The sequence below is a fragment of the Erythrobacter donghaensis genome (assembly GCF_002155425.1).
Lineage (GTDB): Bacteria > Pseudomonadota > Alphaproteobacteria > Sphingomonadales > Sphingomonadaceae > Erythrobacter > Erythrobacter donghaensis.
The window spans coordinates 152,977-175,594 of the sequence record NZ_MUYG01000008.1; the positions used below are offsets into that span (position 1 = coordinate 152,977).

Annotated in this window: 20 protein-coding genes; 12 read left to right on the forward strand and 8 right to left on the reverse strand. The window is 66.4% G+C overall.

The window, feature by feature from the left end:
* Nucleotides 1–23: 23 nt before the first annotated feature.
* From crtY to BZF59_RS05315, 8 genes are all read left to right on the forward strand, one after another.
* Nucleotides 24–1,304, forward strand: coding sequence for a lycopene beta-cyclase CrtY (gene crtY / locus BZF59_RS05280; protein ID WP_086607207.1), 1,281 nt, complete (start codon nucleotides 24–26; stop codon nucleotides 1,302–1,304).
* Nucleotides 1,301–2,863 (forward strand): phytoene desaturase, encoded by a 1,563-nt coding sequence (locus BZF59_RS05285; protein ID WP_086607208.1) that lies wholly within the window; start codon nucleotides 1,301–1,303, stop codon nucleotides 2,861–2,863. Before crtY ends, BZF59_RS05285 begins: the two co-directional genes overlap by 4 nt.
* Nucleotides 2,860–3,279, forward strand: coding sequence for a hypothetical protein (locus BZF59_RS05290; protein ID WP_086607209.1), 420 nt, complete (start codon nucleotides 2,860–2,862; stop codon nucleotides 3,277–3,279). Before BZF59_RS05285 ends, BZF59_RS05290 begins: the two co-directional genes overlap by 4 nt.
* Before the next feature lie 50 nt (nucleotides 3,280–3,329).
* The gene (locus tag BZF59_RS05295) at nucleotides 3,330–3,755 is read left to right on the forward strand and encodes an endonuclease domain-containing protein (RefSeq protein WP_169712050.1); all 426 of its coding nucleotides are present in this window, start codon (nucleotides 3,330–3,332) and stop codon (nucleotides 3,753–3,755) included.
* Complete coding sequence (locus BZF59_RS05300; protein ID WP_086607211.1) at nucleotides 3,752–4,333, forward strand: LOG family protein; 582 nt, start codon at nucleotides 3,752–3,754, stop codon at nucleotides 4,331–4,333. The genes BZF59_RS05295 and BZF59_RS05300 overlap by 4 nt, the downstream gene beginning before the upstream one ends.
* A gap of 91 nt (nucleotides 4,334–4,424) precedes the next feature.
* Nucleotides 4,425–5,414 carry a phytoene/squalene synthase family protein gene (locus tag BZF59_RS05305; protein WP_086607212.1) on the forward strand — a complete coding sequence of 330 codons (990 nt, stop codon included), beginning with the start codon at nucleotides 4,425–4,427 and terminating at the stop codon, nucleotides 5,412–5,414.
* 106 nt (nucleotides 5,415–5,520) lie between these two features.
* On the forward strand, nucleotides 5,521–7,386 hold the full coding sequence (locus BZF59_RS05310; RefSeq protein WP_086607213.1) for an acetyl/propionyl/methylcrotonyl-CoA carboxylase subunit alpha: 1,866 nt from the start codon (nucleotides 5,521–5,523) through the stop codon (nucleotides 7,384–7,386).
* 127 nt (nucleotides 7,387–7,513) lie between these two features.
* Entirely contained in the window at nucleotides 7,514–9,067 is a 1,554-nt protein-coding gene (locus BZF59_RS05315) for an acyl-CoA carboxylase subunit beta (RefSeq protein WP_086607214.1), read from the forward strand.
* Between the two features lie 3 nt (nucleotides 9,068–9,070).
* Here the strand turns inward: BZF59_RS05315 and BZF59_RS05320 are convergent, their stop codons facing one another.
* Nucleotides 9,071–10,333: a multidrug effflux MFS transporter gene (locus tag BZF59_RS05320; RefSeq protein ID WP_245806036.1), complete on the reverse strand. Its 1,263-nt coding sequence runs from the start codon at nucleotides 10,331–10,333 to the stop codon at nucleotides 9,071–9,073.
* Between the two features lie 128 nt (nucleotides 10,334–10,461).
* On the opposite strand from BZF59_RS05320, the gene dinB reads away from it, so the two are divergent.
* On the forward strand, nucleotides 10,462–11,592 hold the full coding sequence (gene dinB, locus BZF59_RS05325) for a DNA polymerase IV (protein WP_086607216.1): 1,131 nt from the start codon (nucleotides 10,462–10,464) through the stop codon (nucleotides 11,590–11,592).
* A 53-nt stretch (nucleotides 11,593–11,645) separates the two neighbouring features.
* Here dinB and BZF59_RS05330 read toward each other — a convergent pair whose 3' ends face one another.
* The 7 genes from BZF59_RS05330 to BZF59_RS05360 form a co-directional block, all read right to left on the reverse strand.
* Nucleotides 11,646–12,119 carry an NUDIX hydrolase gene (locus tag BZF59_RS05330; protein ID WP_086607217.1) on the reverse strand — a complete coding sequence of 158 codons (474 nt, stop codon included), beginning with the start codon at nucleotides 12,117–12,119 and terminating at the stop codon, nucleotides 11,646–11,648.
* On the reverse strand, nucleotides 12,119–12,751 hold the full coding sequence (locus BZF59_RS05335; RefSeq protein ID WP_425429556.1) for a 6-phosphogluconolactonase: 633 nt from the start codon (nucleotides 12,749–12,751) through the stop codon (nucleotides 12,119–12,121). Before BZF59_RS05335 ends, BZF59_RS05330 begins: the two co-directional genes overlap by 1 nt.
* Before the next feature lie 60 nt (nucleotides 12,752–12,811).
* Nucleotides 12,812–13,273: a Dps family protein gene (locus tag BZF59_RS05340; RefSeq protein WP_086607386.1), complete on the reverse strand. Its 462-nt coding sequence runs from the start codon at nucleotides 13,271–13,273 to the stop codon at nucleotides 12,812–12,814.
* Nucleotides 13,274–13,395: 122 nt separating this feature from the next.
* The gene (locus BZF59_RS05345; protein ID WP_086607218.1) at nucleotides 13,396–13,959 is read right to left on the reverse strand and encodes a hypothetical protein; all 564 of its coding nucleotides are present in this window, start codon (nucleotides 13,957–13,959) and stop codon (nucleotides 13,396–13,398) included.
* A 24-nt stretch (nucleotides 13,960–13,983) separates the two neighbouring features.
* Nucleotides 13,984–15,360, reverse strand: a complete 1,377-nt coding sequence (locus BZF59_RS05350; protein ID WP_086607219.1) for an alkaline phosphatase PhoX — start codon at nucleotides 15,358–15,360, stop codon at nucleotides 13,984–13,986.
* Between the two features lie 10 nt (nucleotides 15,361–15,370).
* On the reverse strand, nucleotides 15,371–16,411 hold the full coding sequence (locus BZF59_RS05355; protein WP_086607220.1) for a phytase: 1,041 nt from the start codon (nucleotides 16,409–16,411) through the stop codon (nucleotides 15,371–15,373).
* Nucleotides 16,411–19,203: a TonB-dependent receptor gene (locus tag BZF59_RS05360; protein ID WP_086607221.1), complete on the reverse strand. Its 2,793-nt coding sequence runs from the start codon at nucleotides 19,201–19,203 to the stop codon at nucleotides 16,411–16,413. The genes BZF59_RS05355 and BZF59_RS05360 overlap by 1 nt, the downstream gene beginning before the upstream one ends.
* Nucleotides 19,204–19,399: 196 nt before the next feature.
* On the opposite strand from BZF59_RS05360, the gene BZF59_RS05365 reads away from it, so the two are divergent.
* The 3 genes from BZF59_RS05365 (at nucleotide 19,400) to BZF59_RS05375 (ending at nucleotide 22,593) form a co-directional block, all read left to right on the forward strand.
* Nucleotides 19,400–20,194, forward strand: coding sequence for an SDR family oxidoreductase (locus BZF59_RS05365; protein ID WP_086607222.1), 795 nt, complete (start codon nucleotides 19,400–19,402; stop codon nucleotides 20,192–20,194).
* Between the two features lie 128 nt (nucleotides 20,195–20,322).
* Nucleotides 20,323–21,393: an NAD(P)-dependent alcohol dehydrogenase gene (locus BZF59_RS05370; RefSeq protein WP_086607223.1), complete on the forward strand. Its 1,071-nt coding sequence runs from the start codon at nucleotides 20,323–20,325 to the stop codon at nucleotides 21,391–21,393.
* A 243-nt stretch (nucleotides 21,394–21,636) separates the two neighbouring features.
* Nucleotides 21,637–22,593: a TorF family putative porin gene (locus BZF59_RS05375; protein ID WP_086607224.1), complete on the forward strand. Its 957-nt coding sequence runs from the start codon at nucleotides 21,637–21,639 to the stop codon at nucleotides 22,591–22,593.
* Nucleotides 22,594–22,618 lie beyond the last annotated feature (25 nt).

The window sequence follows — 22,618 nt, forward strand, 5'->3', positions numbered from 1 at the left end:
GGCTGGCCTAGGGCAGAGGCTTGATGGTCGATTCACCCCCCAATCCGGCACCGCACGCGCCTGCCTCGCAAGCGGGTGCTCCCCGCGGCGACGCCGCCCCGCTCGATGTCGCTATCGTCGGCGGCGGGCTGGCCGGCGGGCTGATCGCGCTCGCGCTGCACCGCCACGCGCCCGGCTGCCGCTTCGTGGTGATTGAGGCGGGCCGGACATTCGGCGGGCACCACCGCTGGAGCTGGTTCGAAACCGACATCCGCCCAGGCGCGCGCGGGCTGATGGCAGGCTTCCAGCTCAATGGCTGGGACGAAGGCTACGACATCACCTTCCCCGCCTATGGCCGCACCCTGCCGACCGGCTATCGCTCGCTCGCCAGCGCCGAATTCCACCGCGCATTGATGGACGAACTGCCCGGCGAATGCGTGATGCTGGGCACCAAGGCCGCCAGCCTTGATGCGGGCGGCGTGACGCTGAGCGATGGGAGCCGGATCGCGGCAAAGCGCGTGATGGATTGCCGTCCCTTCGCTCCGTCCAAGGCGCTGTCGGGCGGTTGGCAGGTGTTCCTCGGCCAGCAATATCGCTGCGAGACGCCGCACGGCCTCACCCGCCCTGTGATCATGGATGCGAGCGTCGACCAGCTTGCCCCCTACGGCAATGGCGAGGCCTATCGCTTCGTCTATGTCCTGCCGCTGTCGCCCACCGATGTCTTCATCGAAGACACCTACTATGCCGATCAGCCGAAAATGGACGCCGAGGTGCTGAAGGGCCGCATCGCCGAATATGCCCACCACAAGGGCTGGAAGGGCGAAATCGTCGATCAGGAAGCGGGCATCCTGCCGGTGATCTCGGGCGGAGATTTTGGCGCAGCCAGCGCCGAGGTCGCAATCCCCGGTGTCGCGCTGGCAGGCGCGCGCGGCGGCTTTTCGCACCCGCTCACCAGCTACACCGTGCCGTTCGCGGTCGATAATGCGCTGGCAATCGCCCACCTTCTCGCCCGCAAGCCCGACCTTTCGGGCGCGGAGCTTGCCGCCTTCTGCCAGCGCCGCGCCAAGCGCCACTGGCGCACGACGGCCTATTACCGGATGCTCAGCCGGATGCTGTTCGAGGCCGCCGAGCCGGGCAAGCGGGTGGTGGTGTTCGAACATTTCTACGCGCTGCAAGGCCGGCTGGTGGAGCGCTTCTACGCAGGCAAGTCGACCTGGCCCGATCGCCTGCGCATCCTTACCGGCAAGCCGCCCGTAGCTATCCCCCGCGCGATCCGCGCGCTATTTTCTTCAGGCAAGCCCCTCAACATGGAGACCCCGGCATGAACGCCGATGCGAAGCTGAACCTTTCGGGTGCGAAAGGCGTGAACCCGGCGCTGGCCGAACGCTATGCCGGCCGCACCGCCTGCGTGATCGGATCGGGCTTTGGCGGCATGGCGCTCGCCATCCGGCTGCAATCGGCCGGGATCACCACCACCGTGATCGAAAGCCGCGACAAGCCGGGCGGGCGCGCCTATTTCTGGGAGCGTGACGGCTTCACCTTCGACGGCGGGCCGACGGTGATCACCGATCCGCCCTGTCTCAAGGAACTCTGGGCGCTGACCGGCCACGACATCGCCGAAGATGTCGAACTGATGCCGGTGATGCCTTTCTACCGCCTCAACTGGCCCGACGGCACGAATTTCGACTATTCGAACGACGAAACGAGCCTCAACGCCGAGATCGCCAAGCTCAATCCGGCGGATGTCGCGGGCTATGCGCGCTTCCTCGAATATTCCGAGCGGGTCTACAAGGAAGGCTACCTGAAGCTCGGCACCGTGCCGTTCCTCGATTTCAAATCGATGCTGAAGGCCGCGCCTGCGCTGATCAAGGAGCAGGCCTGGCGTTCGGTCTACGGCATGGTTTCCAGCTATGTCGAGAACGAGAAGCTGCGCGAGGCGCTGAGCTTCCACACGCTGCTGGTCGGCGGCAACCCGATGAACACCTCGTCGATCTATGCCCTGATCCACAAGCTCGAAAAGGACGGCGGCGTGTGGTGGGCGCGCGGCGGGACCAACCGGCTGATCGCGGGCATGGTCCGCCATTTCGAGCGTTTGGGCGGCACGATGCGCGTCGGCGATCCGGTGGTGCAGGTGCACACGCTGGGCACCAAGGCCACGGAAGTCGAGACCAAGAGCGGCTTCCGCCAGCGCTTCGATGCGGTCGCCAGCAATGCCGACATCATGCATTCCTACAAGGATCTGATGTCAAACAGCGCGCGCGGCAAGCAGATGGCGAAGTCGCTGAACCGCAAGAGCTACAGCCCCTCGCTCTTCGTCGTCCACTTCGGGCTGGAGGGCACCTGGCCGGGCATCCCGCATCACATGATCCTGTTCGCCAAGCGCTACAAGGGCCTGCTGGACGACATCTACAAGAACGGCGTCATCCCGGAAGATTTCGCGATCTACCTCCACCACCCGACCGTCAGCGACCCCTCGATGGCCCCGGCAGGCAAGAGCACCTTCTACGCGCTCGTCCCCGTCAGCCACATGGGCAAGATGCCGCTGGACTGGGACGAGGTCGGCCCCAAGCTTGAAAAGATGATCCTCGACGAGCTCGGCCGCCGGTTGATCCCCGACATCCACGACCGGATCGTCACCAAGTTCAGCTACGCGCCCACAGACTTCAAGGCCGATCTCAACGCCCACATGGGCAGCGCCTTCAGCCTCGAGCCCGTACTGTGGCAGAGCGCCTGGCTGCGCGGCCACAACCGCGATGACGTGATCGACAACTACTACCTCGTCGGCGCGGGCACGCACCCCGGCGCAGGCATCCCCGGCGTGGTCGGCAGCGCCAAGGCCACCGCCGGCCTGATGCTGGAGGATCTCGCCAAGGTGCCTGCGTGACAGCGCTGCTCGCCGCTCTGCTGGCGGGGACGGTGTCCATGATGGGCCCCTCCCCGCTCGCCGACCTCGGGCATGCGCCGCAGTGGCAATCACTCCCGGTCGACGATCAGGGCGAGGGCTGGATCGATCCGACCTGGCATCAGCAGGCCGAAGTCGATGGACGGCCCGTGGAACTGGTGCTGGTGCGCATGAACCTCACCGATTCCGACGGCAAGCCGATGCTCTTCGATGCGATCATGGCGGTCGATTGCCCTGCACAGACCATCGGGATGAAGGAAAGCTGGCTGTTCCTGTCGCGCTATGGCGACAACCGGCGCGCGCCGATCACGACGATCGACATGACCTTCGCCAGCACCCCGCCTTCCATCGGAGATCTCGCGCTGCTGGCCCACGCCTGTACTGGAGAGCGGAAATAATCCTCCCCTTCAGGGGAGGGGGACCACCGAAGGTGGTGGAGGGGCGCGCGATGATCAGAGGCCAGAGAGACACCGTCAAAATCGCCCGGAAGCTTCGCGCGGAGATGACTCCGCCTGAAATCGCACTTTGGCAAGCACTGCGAAAGAGACCGGGCGATCACAAGTTTCGACGACAGCATCCAGCGGGAATTTATGTGCTCGATTTCTTCTGCGCAAAAGCCCAGTTGGCAATCGAAGTCGATGGACGGGGTCACGACGCGCCGGCCGTAATCGCCAACGATCAGGCGCGATCGCGGTTTCTTCGGGAGAACGGAATTGCGACGACCCGCATTCCAGCAAAACTTGTGCTTGAAGATATCGAGGCGGTGGTTAGGCGGCTGGTGCAAATCTGTGACGAAAGACTGGAAGGCATGACCTGCTCGCCCCTCCCCCATCCTGCGGATGGTCCCCCTCCCCTTGCAGGGGAGGATTTATGAAACGCCTCGCCATCTATTGCGGATCGGCCTCGCCCGAGGATCCGCGCTATGTCGAACTGGCCTACGCGGTCGGCGCCGAACTCGCCGCGCGCGGCATCGGGCTCGTCTATGGCGGGGGCAAACTGGGCCTCATGGGCGCGGTCGCCAAGGGCGCGAAGGCAAACGGCGGCGAGGTGATCGGCATCATTCCCGAAAGCCTCGTGCGCGCCGAGGTTGCCAATCACGACTGCGACGAACTCGTCACCGTGTCGGGCATGCACGAAAGGAAGCAGCGCTTCACCGATCTCTCGGACGGCTTCATCACCATCCCCGGCGGGGTGGGCACGATGGACGAGCTGTGGGAAGCGATGAGCTGGTCGCAGTTGGGCTATCACTCCAAGCCCGTCGGCCTGCTCAACGCTTTCGGCTTCTACGACGATCTGCTTGCCTTCAACGCCAAGATGGCGGCGGTCGGCTTCGTGCGGCCCGCGCATCAGAACATCCTGATCGCGGCGACCTCGATCCACGAATTGCTCGCCAAGATGGAGGCCTATCAGCCCCACACCCCGATCTTCCGCATGAAGGCCGAGGAGCTCTAATGTTCGTCCCCACGCGAGTCCCCGCGCAGGCGGGGACCTCAGCCAGTTACGAACGAGGCCCCCGCCTTCGCGGGGGCGCACGGGGTCTGAAGTGAGCATTTCCCCCGAACGCCGCGCCGCGCTGGTCGAGCACGCCCGGCTGGCGATCAAGCGCGGCTCGCAGAGCTTCTCCGCCGCCGCGCGCCTGTTCGACCGCGAGACCCGCGAGCGCGCCTGGCTGCTCTACGCCTGGTGCCGCCGGGCGGACGACATTGCCGACAATCAGGACATGGGCGGTGAGCTGGGCGACCAGTCCGACCTTGCCGAACGCCTCGCGCGCATCCGCCGCCTGACCGCGCTCGCTTTCGAGGGCAAGCCGACGGGTGATCCGGCCTTCGATGCCTTGGGCGTGGTGGCCGCCGAGGTTGGCCTCACGCCCCAGATGGCCGAGGACGTCATCGCCGGCTTCCAACTGGACGCCGAGGACTGGCGCCCGCGCACCGAGGCGGACATGCTGCGCTATTGCTACCATGTGGCGGGCGCGGTCGGCGTGATGATGGCGGTGGTGATGGGGGTTTCGCCAGAGGATCAGGAAACGCTCGACCGGGCGAATGACCTCGGCCTCGCCTTCCAGCTTTCGAACATCGCACGCGACATCGTCGAGGATGACGCGGCGGGGCGCTGCTACCTGCCGATGGAGTGGCTCGCCGAACAGGATATCGAGCCCGGCCAGCACACCAAGCCGCATCACCGTTCCGAACTCGCCGAAATGGCCGCGCGGCTGGTCGCGCTGGTCGAGAAGCACGAGGCCGCAGCGCGGGTGGGCGCGGCCAAGCTCCCCTTCCGCAGCCGCTGGGCGGTGCTCTCGGCGGCGCGCATCTATGGCGCGATCGGCCGCAAGGTGAGGAAGCGCGGGCCCGAGGCGTGGAACAGCCGCACCTATGTGCCGCGCGGCGAAAAGGCGCTGTATGGCGTGCGCGCGTTTCTCTCGGCGGTGATAAACCGCGAGAAGATGCCCGCGGGCGGGATCGACTGGGGGATTGCGGACTATCGGCCCGCTTCCTTGTCTTCTGGTCCGCCCCAACCGTCTGCCCGGGCTTGACCCGGGGCCCCGCTTGTTCTGAGCGGGCACGAAGGAAGCGGGGTCCCGGCTCGGTGACCGGGAAGACGTAGTTTCTTTTGCAACCAAGCCGGGCTAATCCGGGACCATGATCACCAAACTTCTGATCGCCAACCGCGGCGAGATCGCCTGCCGGATCATGCGCACCGCGCGCAGCATGGGGATCGCGACGGTCGCGGTCTATTCCGATGCCGACGCCAAGGCGCTGCATGTGCGGAGCGCCGACGAGGCGGTGCATATCGGCCCCTCGCCCGCTGCCGAAAGCTATCTGGTCGGCGCGAAGATCATCGCGGCGGCCAAGCAGACGGGCGCGGATGCGATCCATCCGGGCTACGGGTTCCTCTCGGAGAACGCCGACTTCGCGCAGGCCGTGATCGACGCAGGGCTGATCTGGGTCGGCCCCAAGCCTGCCAGCATCCGCGCCATGGGCCTCAAGGACGCGGCCAAGCAGCTGATGCGCAGCGCGGGCGTGCCGGTGACGCCGGGCTATGACGGATCGGACCAGTCGGTCGAGCGGCTGACCAAGGAGGCCGAAGCGATTGGCTACCCCGTGCTCATCAAGGCGGTCGCGGGCGGTGGCGGCAAGGGGATGCGCAAGGTCGATGCCCCCTCCGATTTCGCCGCCGCGCTCGAATCCTGCCGCCGCGAGGCCAAGGCCAGCTTCGGCAATGATGAAGTGCTGCTCGAAAAGTGGATCACCTCGCCCCGCCATATCGAGGTGCAGGTGTTCGGCGACAGCCACGGCAACGTCGTCCACCTGTTCGAGCGCGACTGCTCGCTCCAGCGCCGTCACCAGAAGGTGATCGAGGAAGCCCCCGCCCCCGGCATGGACGCGGCCACCCGCGAAGCCATCTGCGCCGCCGCCGTGCGCGCCGCCAAGGCGGTGGACTACGAGGGCGCAGGCACGATCGAATTCATCGCCGATGCCAGCGAAGGCCTGCGCGCCGACCGCATCTTCTTCATGGAGATGAACACCCGCCTTCAGGTCGAACACCCCGTCACCGAGGAAATCACCGGGGTCGATCTGGTCGAATGGCAGTTGAGGGTCGCGAGCGGGGAGCCGCTGCCCAAGCGGCAAGACGAGCTGTCGATCAACGGCTGGGCTATGGAAGCGCGGCTCTATGCTGAAGACCCGGCGAAAGGGTTTCTGCCGAGCACGGGCACGCTTCAATCCTTGTATTTCGGACATGAGCCCGATTGGGTTCGCATCGAAACGGGTGTGCTTCGAGGTAGCGAGATTTCCCCTTTCTACGATCCGATGATCGCTAAGGTCGTTGTGCATGGTGCATCGCGTGACGAGGCACGCGAACGGCTGCTCGGGGTGCTTGATGAACTGCAGGTCTGGCCGGTCAAATCCAATGCCCCCTTTCTTTATAAGCTTGCGGAGCTCGAAGGCTTCGCAAGTGGCGACGTCGACACTGGCATCATCGAACGTCAGGGCGAGAGCTTGCAAGCGCTGTCCGAACCAGATCCCGACTTTCTGTCATGGTGGGCCGAAACCATCACCCCGGCATATTCGCCCTTTGCATTTCGTTTGAATTCCGCCCCGCAGACGAGATCTTATGTTCTTGTGGACGGCGAGCCTATCGAAGTCGAATTGCGAAGTGCGGGCGAAAGCCGCGTGAAGCATATCGACGGAGAGACGCTGCTCACCAATCGCGGTCGGACCTTCAAATTGTCTAGCTGGCGCGCCGACGCAGGAGGCCAAGCCTCCGCCGCCGATGGCGCGATCATTGCGCCGATGCCGGGCAAGGTCATCGCGGTCGATATCGCCGAGGGCCAGACCGTCACCGCCGGGCAGCGGCTGATGGTGCTCGAGGCGATGAAGATGGAGCACGCTCTACCTGCGCCCTTCGACGGGGTGATCGAGGGGCTGACGGTGAGCGCAGGCGCGCAGGTGCAGGTTGACGCGGTGCTGTGCCGGGTGGTGCCTGCGTCGGGTGATGAGGCGTGATCCTCCCCGGAACGGGGAGGGGGACCACCGCAGGTGGTGGAGGGGACTCGCCGCAAGCACAGCCCTCAACCGGGAGTCCCCTCCGTCAGCGCTGCGCGCTGCCACCTCCCCGTGCCGGGGAGGATCGATGACCTGGGCCAAACAACTCGAAGAACTGCGCCAACGCGAGGCGCTCGCCGAGCAAATGGGCGGCGCGGACAAGGTTGCGCGGCAGCATGGGCGCGGGAAGATGGATGCCCGCGCGCGGCTCGCGGCTTTGTGCGACGAGGGCAGCTTCCGCGAGATCGGCAAGATTGCAGGCTCGGCCAAATATGACGCCAACGGCGACCTTCAATCCATCACCCCCGCCCCTTTCCTCTTCGGCAAGGCGCTGATCAATGGCCGCCCGGTCGTCGCCACCGCCGACGACTCCACCATTCGCGGCGGCGCGGCGGATGCAGGGATCAGCCGCAAGATGGTTCAGGCCGAGCGGATGGCGCATGAGTTGAAGCTCCCGATCATCCGCATGATCGACGGCACGGGCGGCGGTGGATCGGTCAAGACGCTCGAACAGATCGGCGCGACCTATATCCCCGCCGTGCCCGGCTGGGGCGACGTGGTGACCAATCTCGACACCGTGCCGGTGGTGGCGCTCGCGCTCGGGCCGACAGCGGGTCTCGGCGCGGCCCGGACTGTGGCAAGCCATTATTCGATCATGGTGAAGGGACTCTCGCAGATCTTCGCCGCCGGCCCCGCCGTGGTCGATGGCCTCGGTGATGCCTACAAGGGCGGAGCGGCCAATCACGAGGAAGCCAAGGAAGCGCTCGGCGGCTCGGCGATCCACACGCGCAACGGGGTGGTGGATGACGAGGTCGCCTCCGAGGCCGAGGCCTTCGCCCGCGCGCGGCATTTCCTCAGCTTCATGCCCGAATATGTCGGCCAGCCCGCCCTCCGCATCGCAACCGGCGACCCGGCGGACCGGCGCGAGGAGGCGCTCCTCAGCCTCGTCCCGCGCGAGGACAAGCAGGTCTATTCGATGCGCCGCTGTCTCGACATGGTGTTCGATTCCGGCACGGTGTTCGAGATCGGCAAGCAATGGGGCCGCGCGGCGATCACCGCCCTCGCCCGGCTCGATGGCTGGCCGGTCTGCGTCATCGCAAGCGATCCCAGCTACCTCGGCGGATCGTGGGAGGCCAAGACCTCCGAGAAGGTCGAACGCTTCGTCCGCCTTGCCGACCAGTTCCGGCTGCCCATCGTCCACCTCGTCGACAACCCCGGCTTCATGATCGGGCGCGAGGCGGAGATGGCGGGGACGATCCGCTACGGCGTCAATGCGATGAATGCGATCTACCGGGCGACGGTACCGCTCGCGAGCATCGTCCTGCGCCGCGCCTATGGCATCGCGGGCAGCGCCATGAGCAATGCCGAGCGGTATCAGTATCGCTATTGCTGGCCCTCGGGCGACTGGGGGAGCCTGCCCATCGCAGGCGGGCTGGAGGTTGCCTACAAATCCGAGCTGGAAGCCGCGGACGATCCGGCGGCGCTGCTGAAGGAAATCCGCGAAAGGCTGGCGAAGGTCACCTCGCCCTTCCGCTCCGCCGAGCGCTTCAACGTCGAGGACATCATCGACCCGCGCGACACGCGGCCGCTGCTGTGCGAGTTTGCGGGGCTGGCGTGGAGAAGTTTGGGGGCTGACAGCTAGGCTTTAGCTGTTTGGCTCCGTGCCCAACGCCGCTTCCGCATCCGACGGCCCGAACAGCTTGCCCTTCTCGCTCAGCAGCACCAGCACCAGACAGGTGAGGCCGCTCGCCAGCAGGGCCAGCGCCAGCGGGCGCGCGGTGCCGTCAAAGGCATAGCCGATCGCCCCGCCCAGCAGCGCGGCGGTGGTCATGCGCACGAAGCCGTGGGCCGAGCTTGCCGCGCCCGCGATGGCGAAGAAGGGGTTCATCGCGATCGCGCCGAAATTGCTGCCGATGAAGCCGAGCAGCGCCATGTTGATCGCCATCAGCGGCACGAAGACCCACAGTGCCTCCTCCGGCTGGAAGGCGAAGAACACCTGGCAGGCGCTCACCACGATAAAGGCGAACAGCGCGGTGTGGCTCACCCGGCGCGCGCCGAAACGTTCGACGATGCGCGAGTTCGACCAGCTCGCCACCGCCATCGACCCGGCGCAGATCGCGAAGATCATCGGGAAGATGTCGCCCGCGCCAAAGGTCTCGGTGATCAATTGCTGCGAGGAATTGATGAAGCCGAACAGCGCGCCGAACACCAGCGCCGAACCGATGACGTAGCCAAAGGTGCTCGGCAGGGCGAGCGCGCGGGTCATGTTGCGGGCGATGGTGCGCGGCAGGATGGGCTGGCGGTTGGCCTCAGTCAGGCTCTCGGGCAGGCGGATGTGGACCCACAGGCCCATCACCACGCCCAGCACCGCCATCGCGCCGAAGATCGCGCGCCAGTTGCCGAATTCGAGGATGCCCTGCCCGATCGTCGGCGCGACCGCGGGCACCATCAGGAAGATCACGAAGATCAGGCTCATCATCCGCGCCATCTTGTCCCCGCCCACCCGGTCGCGGATGATGGCGGGGGGAAGCGCGACGATCCCGGCGGCGAAGAAGCCCTGCACGCCGCGGATCGCGATCAGCGCGTCGTAGCTCGGCGCGAGCGCGCAAAGGGCCGAGAGCAGGATATAGACCGCCACCGCGCCCAGCAGGATTGGCCGCCGCCCGAAGCGGTCAGCCAGCGCGCCGGGGACCAGCGAACCGAGCCCGCCGGCCAGAAGATAGATCCCGATCACGAACTGCCGGTCATTCCCGCTCACCGCCAGATCGGCCGCAAGCGGATCGAGTGCGGGGAGAATCGCGTCGATCCCGAAGGCGTTGAGCGCCATCAGCAGCGCCATCATCCACAGCAGCTCGGTGTCACCGAGCGCCTTGCGGAAGGGTATCGAGGAGGCGGGCGAGGTGGCCATCGCGGGGCCTTTGCCCATGGGTTCGCCGGAAGACCACTGTTCTTTTCGCATCTGCACAAAATGATGCGGCGGGTGAAATGTTCCAGCAACGGTTCCTTCGCGCGCGCCAAGGTTCTATTTGCGCGGACATGGCCGCGCCGCCTCCCTTTCCCGCCGATGACGAAGCGCCCGCAGACCAGCCCGGCCTGCGCAAGATCATCCATGTCGACATGGATGCCTTTTTCGCCAGCGTCGAACAGCGCGACAATCCCGAGCTGCGGGGTAAGCCGGTCGCGGTCGGCGGCGCGGGCGGGCGCGGGGTGGTGGCGGCGGCGAGCTACGAAGCGCGGGTCTTCGGCGTGCGCAGCGCCATGCCCTCGGTCACGGCCTCGCGCCTGTGCCCCGATCTCATCTTCGTGCGCCCGCGCTTCGATGCCTATAAGGAAGCCAGCCGCCAGATCCGCCGGGTGTTCGAGCACTACACGCCGATCATCGAGCCGCTGAGCCTTGATGAAGCCTATCTCGACGTCACCGAAGATCGCTTGGGCATCGGCAGCGCCACGCGCATCGCCACGCTGATCCGGCAGGAAATCCGCGCCAAGACGCAGCTGACCGCGAGCGCGGGAGTGAGCTACAACAAGTTCCTCGCCAAGCTCGCCAGCGACCAGAACAAGCCTGACGGGATGTGCATCATCCGCCCGGGCGAGGGGGCGCAGTTCGTGGCGGGGCTGCCGATCCGGCGCTTCCACGGGGTCGGGCCCAAGGCCGAGGCGAAAATGCAGCGGCTCGGCATTGCCACGGGCGCTGATCTGGCGGCGAAGGACATCGCCTTCCTGCGCGAGCATTTCGGCAGCATGGCGGACTACCTGTTCCGCGCCGCGCGGGGGATCGACCTCCGGCCCGTCGCCGCGCACCGGATCCGCAAGTCGGTCGGCGGGGAGCGCACGTTCTCGGAGGATATCGACAGCGGCGGGGCCCTGCGCGATACGCTTGAGACGATTATTGGCATCGTGTGGGAGCGAATCGAGGCTTCGGGCGCACGGGGGCGGACGGTGACACTGAAGCTGAAGTTCACCGATTTCCAGATCATGACCCGCGCGACCTCGCTCCCGCACTATCTCAGCGACCGGGAGGAGTTCGCCCGACTCTCGCGGGCGTTGCTGGAAGCGGAGTTGCCGCTGCGTGGGCCGATCCGGCTGATGGGGCTGACGCTATCGGGGCTGGAGGGGGCCGAGGACGACAAGCCCGCGCGCGACGAGGCGCAGCTAAGGTTGCTGTGATGTGCGGGCCACCTGTCGGTGGCGCAGACCACCCGCCAGCGCGACGAAAATCCTCAACTCACCCCGCGCCCCTTCCACACTGCGATCCGTGCGCGGGTGGTGGTGCCCAGCGGTTCGGGCAACGAGTGCGAGGGGAAGAACCGCGCCACCGTCACCTCGCGCCGGTCGGGCTGCGGGCGCTGATCGCACACGGCGGTGAAGATGTGCGCGGTGTGAGGCGAGCCCGACAGCACTTCTTCCAGCGTGCCGATTGGCTCGATCCGGGGCAGCTCGACGCCCAGCTCCTCGCGCACCTCGCGCCGGGCGGCGTCCAATGGGTCTTCGCCCTTGCCGAGCCCCCCGCCGGGCAGGCTCCACACGTCGGGGCCGTAGGAATGCTTGAGCAGCAACACATCGCCGCCGAGATTGGTGATGATCACGCTTACGCCGGCAATCGGCGTCTTGCGCCAGCGCCGCCAGCGGTGCCGCACGCGGTGCGCAAGCGGCAGCAGCGCGCGGTGGAGCGGGGCGGGGACGAAGTGCGGCATCAGGCGAACACGGTGACGGGAATGCCCCGTCGCCGCGCTTCGCCGAGCAAGCGCGCGATGGGAAGATCGTTTGCGCCCCGCATCGCCGCCTCGAACACGGCGCGCTTGTCCGCCGCGCCGCCCAGCGTAAAGACCAGCGCCTGCGTATCGCACAGCGCGGGAATGGTGAGCGTGATGCGGTCGAAGGGCGCGTGGGCGGGGAGCGGGTCGGGGGTCAGGCGGCGAATGGCCACCGGGTCATCGACCTTGGGATCGGTGTTGGGAAACAGCGAGGCGATGTGCCCGTCCGGCCCCATGCCGAGCCATGTCAGCGTGAAGGCGGGCGGCGTGGCATCCTCTGCCAGCGGCATGATTGCCGCGCCTGCCGGTTCCAGCAGCGCGCGGATCTTGCCGGTGTTGGAGGCCTCGTGATCCTCGGGCACGATGCGGTCGTCATTGGGCCAGACCTGCCAGCCCGCCCAGTCGATTCCGCCGCGATCGATCAGCGCGGCGAGGATGGGAAAGGGGGTCGACCCGCCGGGAATGGTGATGGCTCCGGCCCTGGCCCCGCCCAGCCGGCCCGCCAGCCAATCGGCAACCGCGCGCGGATCGGCGCTTTCGATGATCGTGATGTTGGCCATGGGTGCGATCATAGCAAAAGGGCCGCCCCCGGCAACAGGGGCGGCCCTTGTTTAATCGCTATCTAGAGGCGATCAGCCGAGGATCGAGGTGAGGAACCACACGCGCTCTTCGGCCATGTCGGTCCAGTCGTCGAGCAGGCCGTCGGTGGCGTTGTCGCCGGCCTCTTCGGCCAGTTCCTTCATGCCCTTGAGGCGATCGACCATCTTCTGATTGTCGTCGCGCAGTTCCTTGACCATGTCGTCGGGCGAGAGGTCGGTGCTGTCCTGGTCCTTGATCTGGGTGTGCTTCGCGACCGCGCCGATCGAGGTCAGCGTCATGCCGCCCTGCTTTCGCACGCGCTCACCGATGGCATCGATCTGGTCGCGGATTTCGATCGCCTGCTCGTCGAACAGCAGGTGCAGATCGCGGAAGCGCGGGCCGGTGATATGCCAGTGGAAGTTCTTGGTCTTGGTGTAGAGCGCGAAGTGATCGGCTAGCAGACCGTTGAGTTCGTCGATGAGGGCGGCTTTCGAATTGGCTTTGGTGTCGGCCATGGGAATCTCCATTGGTGTTTGCGGCGCGCGGATGCTGCGCCTGCGTGACAGGGTTGCCGATATAACAGCGCAGCGGCGAAAATGTTTCATCGCAGTCGCCCCTCGCCCGCTGTGACAGGCGGTCAGGCTGCGGCGAAGCGGGCGTCCAGTCCGATGAACAGCGCCGCCAGCGCGAGGCCTGCGGCAAGACACAGGCGCAGGCCTCTCAGCGGCCAACGCGCCAGTACGGCACCCCCCGCGCTCCACCCGGCCGCCACCGCCGCCGCCCCGCCCAGCGCGCCGCCCAGCCCTGTGGTGAACGGCACCGCAGTCCACGCCGCAAGAGCGAAGACGGCAAAGCGCGCGCCGTCGCCAATCTGGCGGGCGAGCAACACTATGGCGATCGCGCCGAGGGATCGGGTCGGTTCCTGCGGGGATTGGAGGCGCACCGGAAACGCCAGTTCCAGCGCCGCTGCCCCCAGCGCAAAGGCGACGAGCATCTGGCCTGCGCGGCGTGGCAGGAGCGCGGCGAATTCCGCGCCGATCCATGCCATTGCACCGGCGGAGGCGATCGAGGACAGCACCGCGACCGCCAGCAGCGCCCCGCTTGACCCCAGCGCGTCAGCCCAGCGCGCCACCATCCACTGATCGCGCCCGCCCGTCGCCAGCGCGAAGGCCAGCAGAGCGGCGATCAGGAACCCGTCCACGCCGCGCCCGTCATGCCCCGCGCGTCACGCTGCCCAGGGCCCGGTGATCGCAAGCGTCGCGGTCGGCCCATAGGCGTTGACGAACAGCACCCGGCCATCGGGCGAGAAACAGCCGCCCGCCAGCTCGGTCTGCGCGGTCAGTCGGGCGAGCGAATAGGCCTCGCCCGCCGGGGTGATCCCGCGGATGTGGTTGTCGACGATGGCGGTATATTGGTCCTCGCACACAATCAGGTGCCCGTTGGGGGCGACGGTGAGGTTGTCGCCGTAATCGAACTGGTCCTTGCTTGCGCTTTCGAAGAACAGCTCGATCATGTCGGGCGCGCCTGCAAGGCCCGGCGTCAGCTTGAGGATCTGCCCCAGCTGCTTCGCCCCGCCGCTGGTGCAGCAGGCGAAGACCTCGGACTGGCCGCGCTTCACGCCCATGTGCAGGCCCTCGCCGCGCGCGACCAGCGCCGCGCCTCGGGCGGCGGCGCGCTGGCGCAGGTCGTCCTTCGGGGCTTCGACATCGTCAAGATCGACCCAGCTGACGCGGAAGGACTGGCCCACCGCCATCGCCGGGCTTTTCCAGTTGCGGGTATCGGCCAGCCCCTCGACCACCATCGCCTGCAGGCGCCCGCCCTCGGCCAGCCTGCCGGGGGTCTTGGGAATGAAGCGATAGAGCACCCCGTCGTCGCGGTCTTCGGTCATGTAGACGATGCCGGTCGCGGGATCGACCGCGGCGGCCTCGTGATTGAAGCGGCCCATCGCGGTGAGCGGCACCGGATCGACGAGGCCGCGCGCCGAGGCGGGCACCTCGAACACCCAGCCGTGATTGCGCTCCAGCCCGTCGCCATATTGTTGGCCGGGGCCGGTCGGCGCTTCCTCGCAGCTCAGCCAGCTGCCCCACGGCGTCACCCCGCCCGAACAATTGCGGATCGTGCCGCCAAGGCTGCGGAACTGGCGCTTCACCTGCAGGGTCGCGGCGTCGAGCACGATGGTGGTGGTGCCGCCGGGGACGTATTCGCCATTGCGCTTGCCGAAGCCCTTGGCGATTGGCCCGCCCGCGTCATGGCGCGGTTGCAGTTCGTGATTGCGAACCAGCGCGATCTCGCCGTTCCCAATGTCGAAGCAACCCATCCCGTCGGCGCGATCGGGCACGGTGCCGCCGTCGTTCATCGCATCGCCGAGGCGCGAGATGACGCGGTAGGAGAAGCCTTCGGGCAGGTCGAGCAGCCCCGCCGGATCGGGGCGCAATGGGCCGTAGCCCGCAAAGCCCCCCGCTGCGCCGGACCGAACGGCCCCGGGCGCGCCATCGCTCCCCGCGGTGCGGATCGTGCAGCCGCTTGCGGCGAGCGCGGCAAAGGCGGTGGCGGTGGCGCCGAGAAAGCGGCGGCGGTCGGGCGCGGGGACGGTGACAGTCATGCCCGGCGGTTTACCGGCCACCCTCCAGCGCGGCAAGCACATCGTCCCAGCGCACATATTTGAAATTCTGCGCCCGAGGCGGGTTGATCCCGTCCTGCGCGATGAACAGGCCTCCGGGGAAATCGGGCCCAAAATCTCGGGGGTCGAGCGCGATCCCGTCGGTCTCCTCGGTCGCGCCAAACGCGCCCGCGGCGATGCGGAACCGCCCGAGTGGCTCCATGCCGGGAAGGCGATAGACGGCATAGGCGTTGTCGCCCTGCGAGGAGGCCACAAGGTAGCCGCCGTCCTTGCCCTCGGGCGCAATTGCGAGGCCTTCGACATCGGCCACCAACATACCCGTGCCGACCGGAGCGACGATTTCCTTCGAACCCGTCGCGATATCGATCGCCCAGATCCCGGCGGCTTCCTCCCCGACATAAAGCGTGCCGGTACGGTCATCGACGACGCAGCCTTCCGGCTGCGAAGGGACGCTGGCAAGCACCGATGACTCGGCAATCGCGTCGCCATGATGCCCTTCGCTTATCCGCGTCTGGTAGATCACGCCGTTCTTGGGAGCGGAAAACGCGGTGAACGATCCATCCGAGGCGAGCATACCCAAGCATAGACCATAGCCTTCACCGGGGCCGACAGGCACACGCTGCGTGGCATCAAATTCCAGCTTCCACGGGTGAAACAGCGTGATCGAAAGATGCGCCGTGGCGAGATCGCTGCGGTCGCTCGCCACAATCCAGATACTCGCGCCGGTCTGGATCAGATCGACATTGTTGAGCCCCGGCGCGGCAAGGAACGACACCTGCTCGCCCTTGAGGTTATAGACGTAAAGCCCGCCCTTCTTGTCGGTCCCGACGATCAGGCTGGCGGCGGGGTCGGCCGCATTGCGCCAGATCGCCGGATCGTCCGCCGCGTCCGCGTTGGCGGTGCCGACTGGCGGGGTTTCGGCCCGCGCGGTCACGCTCACCGTCGGATCGCCCGTGATCGCCGGGGGCACCGTCGCGCAGGCGGCGGCGATCCCGAGCGAGAGCAGTGCGAAGCCGTGAAGGGGTCGGAGCATCAGAAGTTCGCCCTTACCCCGAACTTGAAGGTCGAACCATAGGCCTCGTATTGCAGCAGACGGCGACGATCGTTGAAGTTCTGGAAGGCGAAATACTTGGCGTCGTTGACGTTGATCCACTCGGCGAAGACGCGGATCTGCTTGGTGATGTCGTAGCGCGCCGACAGGTCAAGCTGGAAGTGGTTGTCGACGAAGCGGTCGGTCTCGGCATCGTCGCCCAGCTCGTCGAGATAGCCGTCGCGGTAGGTGCCCGCCGCGCGCAGGTCGAGCCCGCCCTTGCTGTAGCCGAGCACCACGTTGAAGGTGTTCTTCGATGCCGAGGGCAGTTCGATGTCCCGCAGATCGGCAAGATCGCCGTCGGTCGGCACCGATCCGGTCGCGTCCGTATAGGTGTAGTTGGCCTGAAACAGCATTCCGTCGAAAGGCGCGGGCAGCATGTCGAAGGTCTGCGCGAAGCTCGCCTCGAAACCGAAGATGTCGCCGGAATCGCCGTTGATCGGGATCAGCGCCTCCTGATAGTCGACCCCGTTGAAGCTGCCCGGATCGCCGTCGCGGATCACCACTTCGAAATTCTTGACGCGCTTGTAGAACACGCCTGCGGTGATCGCGCCGTTACTGCTCATGTAATATTCGACCGTCCCGTCGAAATTCCACGCTTCGAAGGGCTGGAGGTCGGGGTTGCCGAATTCGGCCTCGCCATCCTCGTTGATGGTGAAGCGCGGAGCGAGGCGCGACAGGCGCGGGCGCACCAGGCTGCGATAGGCGGCGGCGCGCAGGATCAGGTCGCTTTGCGCGGCGTAGCGCAGCGTCAGGCTGGGCAGCCACTGGGTGTAGTCGCGCTCGAAGCTGACGGGCGTGACGATGACGTCAGGCTCGGCATCAAGCACGGTGTTGCCGTTCAGCTCGTTGCTGGTGCGCTCGACCCGCACGCCGCCGATCGCCAGCAGCTGCCCGGTTTCGTAACGGCCCATCAGATAGCCCGCGGTGATATCCTCGGTAACGCTGTAGTCCTCAATCGCCGAGCCCAGCGCGGTCTCGTAGTCGTCGACCTCGAAATTGGCCGCGTTGGCGAGGAAGAAATCGGTCGGCGCGGTGCGGCCCGACATCGGGCCGAGGTCGACGATCGGGTAGCGATAGGGCCCGAGCACGTCGGCAAGCGTATAGTCGCCGTCATAACCGCCGAAGAAGGTCAGGTTGAAATCATAGCTCTTGTCGCGCCAGCGCTGCTTGGCCCCGGCCTGCACGGTCAGCTCGCCATCACCCAGCGCAAAGACGCGGGCGATGTCGGCCTTGAGCGCGAATTCCTCGTCCTGGCTGTCCGACAGGTCGGTGAGTTCGAGGCGGTTGAAGCTGTAGCGCGTAGGATCGTTGAAGGCCGCGGCCCCGCCGGTCAGCGAATAGAGCGGCACGCGCTCGTCGCTGAAGTCGAAATCGATGCCTACCCCGGCATTGGTGAAGCGCGCGCGGAAGCGGGTCGGGTCGAGCGAGAAATCCTCGCGCTCGGTCGACTTGGCGTAGCTTGCCAGCCAGCCCACCTTCCATTCGCCCGTGTCGGTATCCCCGCCCAGCACCAGCGAACGGATGCGCTGGCGCTCGAAGCGGTCCTTGTTGTCGCGGCGCACTTCGATGCGGCTTCCACCAGCCCCGGTGGTGTCGCTGAACTGCGCGCTGTCGGCGTCGCCGCCCACCGGCTCGCCCGACGGCAGGATCACCAGCCGGCGGCGGTATTCCTGATCGTCGAACTGGCTCCAGTTGCCGCGCAGGTAGAGCTTGGTGGTGTCGGTCGCGCGCAGATCGAACGAGAGATAGGTGCTGATGCGGGTGCGCTCGACATCGTAATCGCGGTATTCGATGCCCGGCGAATAGTCGACGCCGCTGGCCGATGTTTCCCAGAAATCGGCTTCGACGTTGTCGGTTTCGAACTTGCGCTCGTAATAGCTGACACCGCCCGCAACGCCGAAATTCTCGCCCAGCCGCTTGGCGAAATCGAGCGCGCCCTTGGGCGTCACTTCGTCCGAATATTCGTTGTAGCTGCCTTCCGCGGTGAGGGTCAGCAGATCCTTCTTGCGGTCGAACACGCTCGGGGTGCGGATCTCGATCGAGGCGCCGATGGTGTCGGCGTCCATATCGGGGGTGAGCGACTTCTTGATCTCGATCGATTCGATCAGGTCCGAGGACAGCACGTCGAGCGCCACCGCGCGGGTGTCGCTTTCGGGTGCAGGCAGGCGCACGCCGTTCAATGAGGTCGCGTTAAGCTGCGGATCGAGACCGCGGATCGAGACGAAGCGGCCCTCGCCCTGATCGTTGAGGATGTTGACGCCCGGCAGGCGGCGCAGGCTTTCGGCGACGTTCTGGTCGGGAAACTGGCCGATCGCGTCGCGGGTCAGCACGTCGGACACGCCGTCCGCCGCCTTCTTGCGCGACAGGGCCGAGGCAAGGTTCGCGCCCTGGCCGAGCACGAGGATGTTGGAGCCACTTTCGCCCAGCACGAAGTTCTGCCGCACGGTGCCGGTGGCCGGGACGGTAACGGTGAACTGCTGCGGCTGCGCGCCGACATAGCGGGCGGTGATGGTGTAGGTGCCCGCCGGAACATCGCCGATCAGGTAGCTGCCGTCACGCTGGGTGACGGTACGGCGGCCGAGTTCCTCGATCACCACTTCCACCGCGTCGAGACCGGCGGTTTCGCTGGCGTCGGCGACGACCCCGGCGACTTCCCCGGCGAAAGCAGGAGCGGCGAGACTGGCGGCGAGCGCCAGCGCGGCGCTGCCCGTGGCGAGACGGATAGAGTTCATCGAATTTCCCCTGTGCCTGCCCGCTGGTGCGGGCGCTTTCGGGGGGCGGTTAGCGCAGGGTCATGACAGCCGGGCGAAGGCCCGGTTACGGATCGATGACGGCGCCAGGTGTGGCGCAAATGTCGCGAATTGAAGAGGTGGCGCGGGCGGCGCGAAAGGCCTAGCCTTGCGCAAAATCCATCAGGAGAGGACAGGGATGAAACTGGAACCGGGCATGGCAGCGGTCGTCACCGGCGGGGCGAGCGGGCTGGGCAAGGCGAGCGCGCAAGCCTTTGCCGATGCGGGCCTGAAGGTCGCGATCTTCGACATCAACGACGAAGCGGGCGAGGCCCACGCGGCAGCGATCGGCGGCACGTTCCACCATGTCGACATCATGGACGAGAGCTCCGTCGAGGCCGGTTTCGCCGCCGCCCGCGCCGCGCATGGGCAGGAGCGCGTGACGCTCCACTGCGCGATGGCGAGCCGCCGCGGCAAGACGCTGGGCTGGGACAAGGAGGCGGGTGCCTACAAGCGGCTCTCCACCGAGGACTACGCCTTCGGGGCCGAGGGCATACTGGTCGCCAGCTACCGCGTCGCGAGCATCTCGGCGCTGGGGATGGCGAACGCCGACCCGGTCAATGACGACGGCGAGCGCGGCTGCATTATCCTCACCGCCAGCGTCGCGGCGCAGGACGGGCAGATCGGGCAGGTGATCTATGGCAGCTGCAAGGCCGGGGTGAACGGCCTCGTCCTTCCGATGGCGCGCGACCTGATGGACTTGGGCATCCGCGTGAATTCGGTCATGCCCGGCATCTTCGCCACGCCGTTGATGCTGGGGATGAAGGACAGGAACCCGCCAATGTGGGTGCAGCTGAACGCCAGCGTCCCCTTCCCCAAGCGCCTCGGCGAGCCGGAGGAATTTGCTTCGCTGGTGCTGGAGATCGCCCGCAACAGCTATATCAACGGGCATCAGTTCCGGCTGGACGGGGCCATCAGGATGCCGCCGAAGTAATTCCGTTTCCACGTCGTCATTGCGAGGAGCCGCAGGCGACGTGGCAATCCATGAACGAACATCGCCGCCTGCGGGAAGGTCAGTCCATGGATTGCTTCGCTCCGCTCGCAATGACGAGGAATTGTGCAATGACCACCGCCACCAACGAATACCCCACCAAGGCCTATGGCGCGACTGCGCCCGACAGCGGCGTCGGGCCGATGCAGATCACCCGGCGCGGTCTGCGCCATGACGATGTGCTGATCGACATCACCCATTGCGGCATCTGCCACTCGGACTTGCACGCCTCGCGCAACGACTGGGGCGGGACCACCTATCCGATCGTGCCGGGCCACGAGATCGTCGGCATCGTCGCGGATATTGGCGAGAGCGTCACCCGCCATGCGGTTGGCGACCGGGTGGCGATCGGCTGCATGGTCGATTCCTGCATGGAATGCGCGCATTGCGAGGCGGACCTTGAACAATATTGCCGCAATGGCGGGATGACGGGCACCTACAACGGCACCGACCGGCGCGACGGCTCGCCCACCTATGGCGGCTATTCGGAACGGATCGTGGCCCGCGAGGAATTCGTGCTCAAGGTGCCCGATGCCCTGCCGATGGCCGAGGCCGCGCCGCTGCTGTGCGCCGGGATCACCACCTACTCGCCGCTTCGCACCTGGAAGGTCGGCCCCGGCAGCAAGGTCGCGGTCGCCGGGCTCGGCGGGCTCGGGCACATGGGCGTGAAGTTGGCAGCGGCGATGGGGGCCGAGGTGACGGTGCTCTCCCGCTCCGAAAGCAAGCGCGCGGATGCGGAGAAGCTCGGCGCCCATGCCTTTCTCAACACCACCGACAAGGACGCGATGAAGGCGGCGCGGGGGCGTTTCGATATGGTGCTCAACACCATTCCGGTGCGCCACGACGTCACGCCCTACCTCCACCTGCTGCGGATCGACGGGGTGCAGGTGCTGGTCGGGATGATCGACATGCTGCCCGAACTGCACACCGGCGTGCTGCTGGGCCGCAAGGTGCTGACCGGCAGCGGGATCGGGGGCCTCGCCGAAACGCAGGAAATGCTCGATTTCTGCGCGGAAAAGCAGATCCTTCCCGAGATCGAGGTGATCGCGATGCAGGACATCGCCGCCGCCTATGAGCGGATGGAGGCGAGCGACATCAAATATCGCTTCGTCATCGACATGGAGAGCCTGCGCGGCACCTGATCGCAAACTGCGCGGATGACGTATCGACCCCGCCCGGCGCGGGGCGATATTGACGCCTGCAAACTGTTGCAGGATTGCCACGCAAGAAAGTTTTATGAACCGCTACGCAAACATAACCTTTGTGCGCTGCACAAGGTTGGCCGATTATGCTTGCGACGTGACGGGAACCCGATTCTTCGGATAAAATCTTCTGCACGGCCCACGCAGGTGGAACGATCCAAACCTCTTCATGGAGCGTTCCTTATGTTTATTCGTTTCGCATCGGCCGCCTCGGCTCTGACCCTTGCCGCCGTTGCCATGCCCGCTTTTGCGAGCGACGCCGGCGCCGCTGAGGCCGCCATCGACACCACCCAGGACGAAGAAATCGTCGTCGTCGACACTGCTGCCGACGACACCGCCGTCGCCGTGCGCGCGATCGCGCCGATCGATCTGGCGACCGCCACCGGTCAGGAAGAAACCCCGGCGATCACCGTCTCGGGCTCGGCCACGCTGGCCTCCGACTACCGCTTCCGCGGCGTGTCGCAGACCGATGAAGGCATGGCGATTCAGGGCGGCTTCACCGTCTCGCACTCGAGCGGCTTCTATGTCGGCACCTGGGGTTCGAACCTCGCAGGCTGGGGCACCTTCGGCGGCTCCAACATGGAGCTCGACATCTTTGCCGGTTACGCCATGCCGGTCGGCGAAGGCACGCTCGATGTCGGCGTAACCTGGTTCATGTATCCCAGCGGCGCGGACACCACCGACTTTGCCGAGCTCTATGCCAAGCTTTCGGGCGATGTCGGCCCGGTCTCGCTTACCGCGACCGTCGCCTACGCCCCGCAGCAGGAAGCGCTGGGCAATGCGTTCCCCGTGGGCGCCGCGCCCGATCCGGGCGACAAGGAGGACAACCTCTACCTCGCCGGTGACCTCGTCTACGGCATCGCCGACACCCCGATCAGCCTCAAGGCGCACCTCGGCTATTCGGACGGCAACCCCGGCCTTGGCCCCAACGGCACCTCGATCGCGCCGACCGGCACCTATTTCGACTGGCTGATCGGCGCGGACGTTTCGCCGATCGAGGGCCTGACGCTGTCGGTCGCCTATGTCGATACCAGCATCACCGAAGCCGAAGCCAACCGCATCCGTCCGAACTTCGCCACGCTGGCGGGGGATTCGATTTCGGATGCGACCGTGGTGTTCTCGGTCACCGCATCGTTCTGATCAAATCGGACGCAGGAGAGGGGCG

Excerpts from the sequence above, each read along its gene's own strand:
- BZF59_RS05310 (WP_086607213.1), top strand. The coding sequence starts at position 5,521 with ATGATCACCAAACTTCTGATCGCCAACCGCGGCGAGATCGCCTGCCGG.
- BZF59_RS05330 (WP_086607217.1), bottom strand. The coding sequence starts at position 12,119 with ATGCCGCACTTCGTCCCCGCCCCGCTCCACCGCGCGCTGCTGCCGCTT.
- dinB (WP_086607216.1), top strand. The coding sequence starts at position 10,462 with ATGGCCGCGCCGCCTCCCTTTCCCGCCGATGACGAAGCGCCCGCAGAC.
- BZF59_RS05375 (WP_086607224.1), top strand. The coding sequence starts at position 21,637 with ATGTTTATTCGTTTCGCATCGGCCGCCTCGGCTCTGACCCTTGCCGCC.
- BZF59_RS05340 (WP_086607386.1), bottom strand. The coding sequence starts at position 13,273 with ATGGCCGACACCAAAGCCAATTCGAAAGCCGCCCTCATCGACGAACTC.
- BZF59_RS05370 (WP_086607223.1), top strand. The coding sequence starts at position 20,323 with ATGACCACCGCCACCAACGAATACCCCACCAAGGCCTATGGCGCGACT.
- BZF59_RS05355 (WP_086607220.1), bottom strand. The coding sequence starts at position 16,411 with ATGCTCCGACCCCTTCACGGCTTCGCACTGCTCTCGCTCGGGATCGCC.
- crtY (WP_086607207.1), top strand. The coding sequence starts at position 24 with ATGGTCGATTCACCCCCCAATCCGGCACCGCACGCGCCTGCCTCGCAA.
- BZF59_RS05285 (WP_086607208.1), top strand. The coding sequence starts at position 1,301 with ATGAACGCCGATGCGAAGCTGAACCTTTCGGGTGCGAAAGGCGTGAAC.
- BZF59_RS05360 (WP_086607221.1), bottom strand. The coding sequence starts at position 19,203 with ATGAACTCTATCCGTCTCGCCACGGGCAGCGCCGCGCTGGCGCTCGCC.
- BZF59_RS05300 (WP_086607211.1), top strand. The coding sequence starts at position 3,752 with ATGAAACGCCTCGCCATCTATTGCGGATCGGCCTCGCCCGAGGATCCG.
- BZF59_RS05350 (WP_086607219.1), bottom strand. The coding sequence starts at position 15,360 with ATGACTGTCACCGTCCCCGCGCCCGACCGCCGCCGCTTTCTCGGCGCC.
- BZF59_RS05295 (WP_169712050.1), top strand. The coding sequence starts at position 3,330 with ATGATCAGAGGCCAGAGAGACACCGTCAAAATCGCCCGGAAGCTTCGC.
- BZF59_RS05320 (WP_245806036.1), bottom strand. The coding sequence starts at position 10,333 with ATGGCCACCTCGCCCGCCTCCTCGATACCCTTCCGCAAGGCGCTCGGT.
- BZF59_RS05365 (WP_086607222.1), top strand. The coding sequence starts at position 19,400 with ATGAAACTGGAACCGGGCATGGCAGCGGTCGTCACCGGCGGGGCGAGC.
- BZF59_RS05315 (WP_086607214.1), top strand. The coding sequence starts at position 7,514 with ATGACCTGGGCCAAACAACTCGAAGAACTGCGCCAACGCGAGGCGCTC.
- BZF59_RS05335 (WP_425429556.1), bottom strand. The coding sequence starts at position 12,751 with ATGATCGCACCCATGGCCAACATCACGATCATCGAAAGCGCCGATCCG.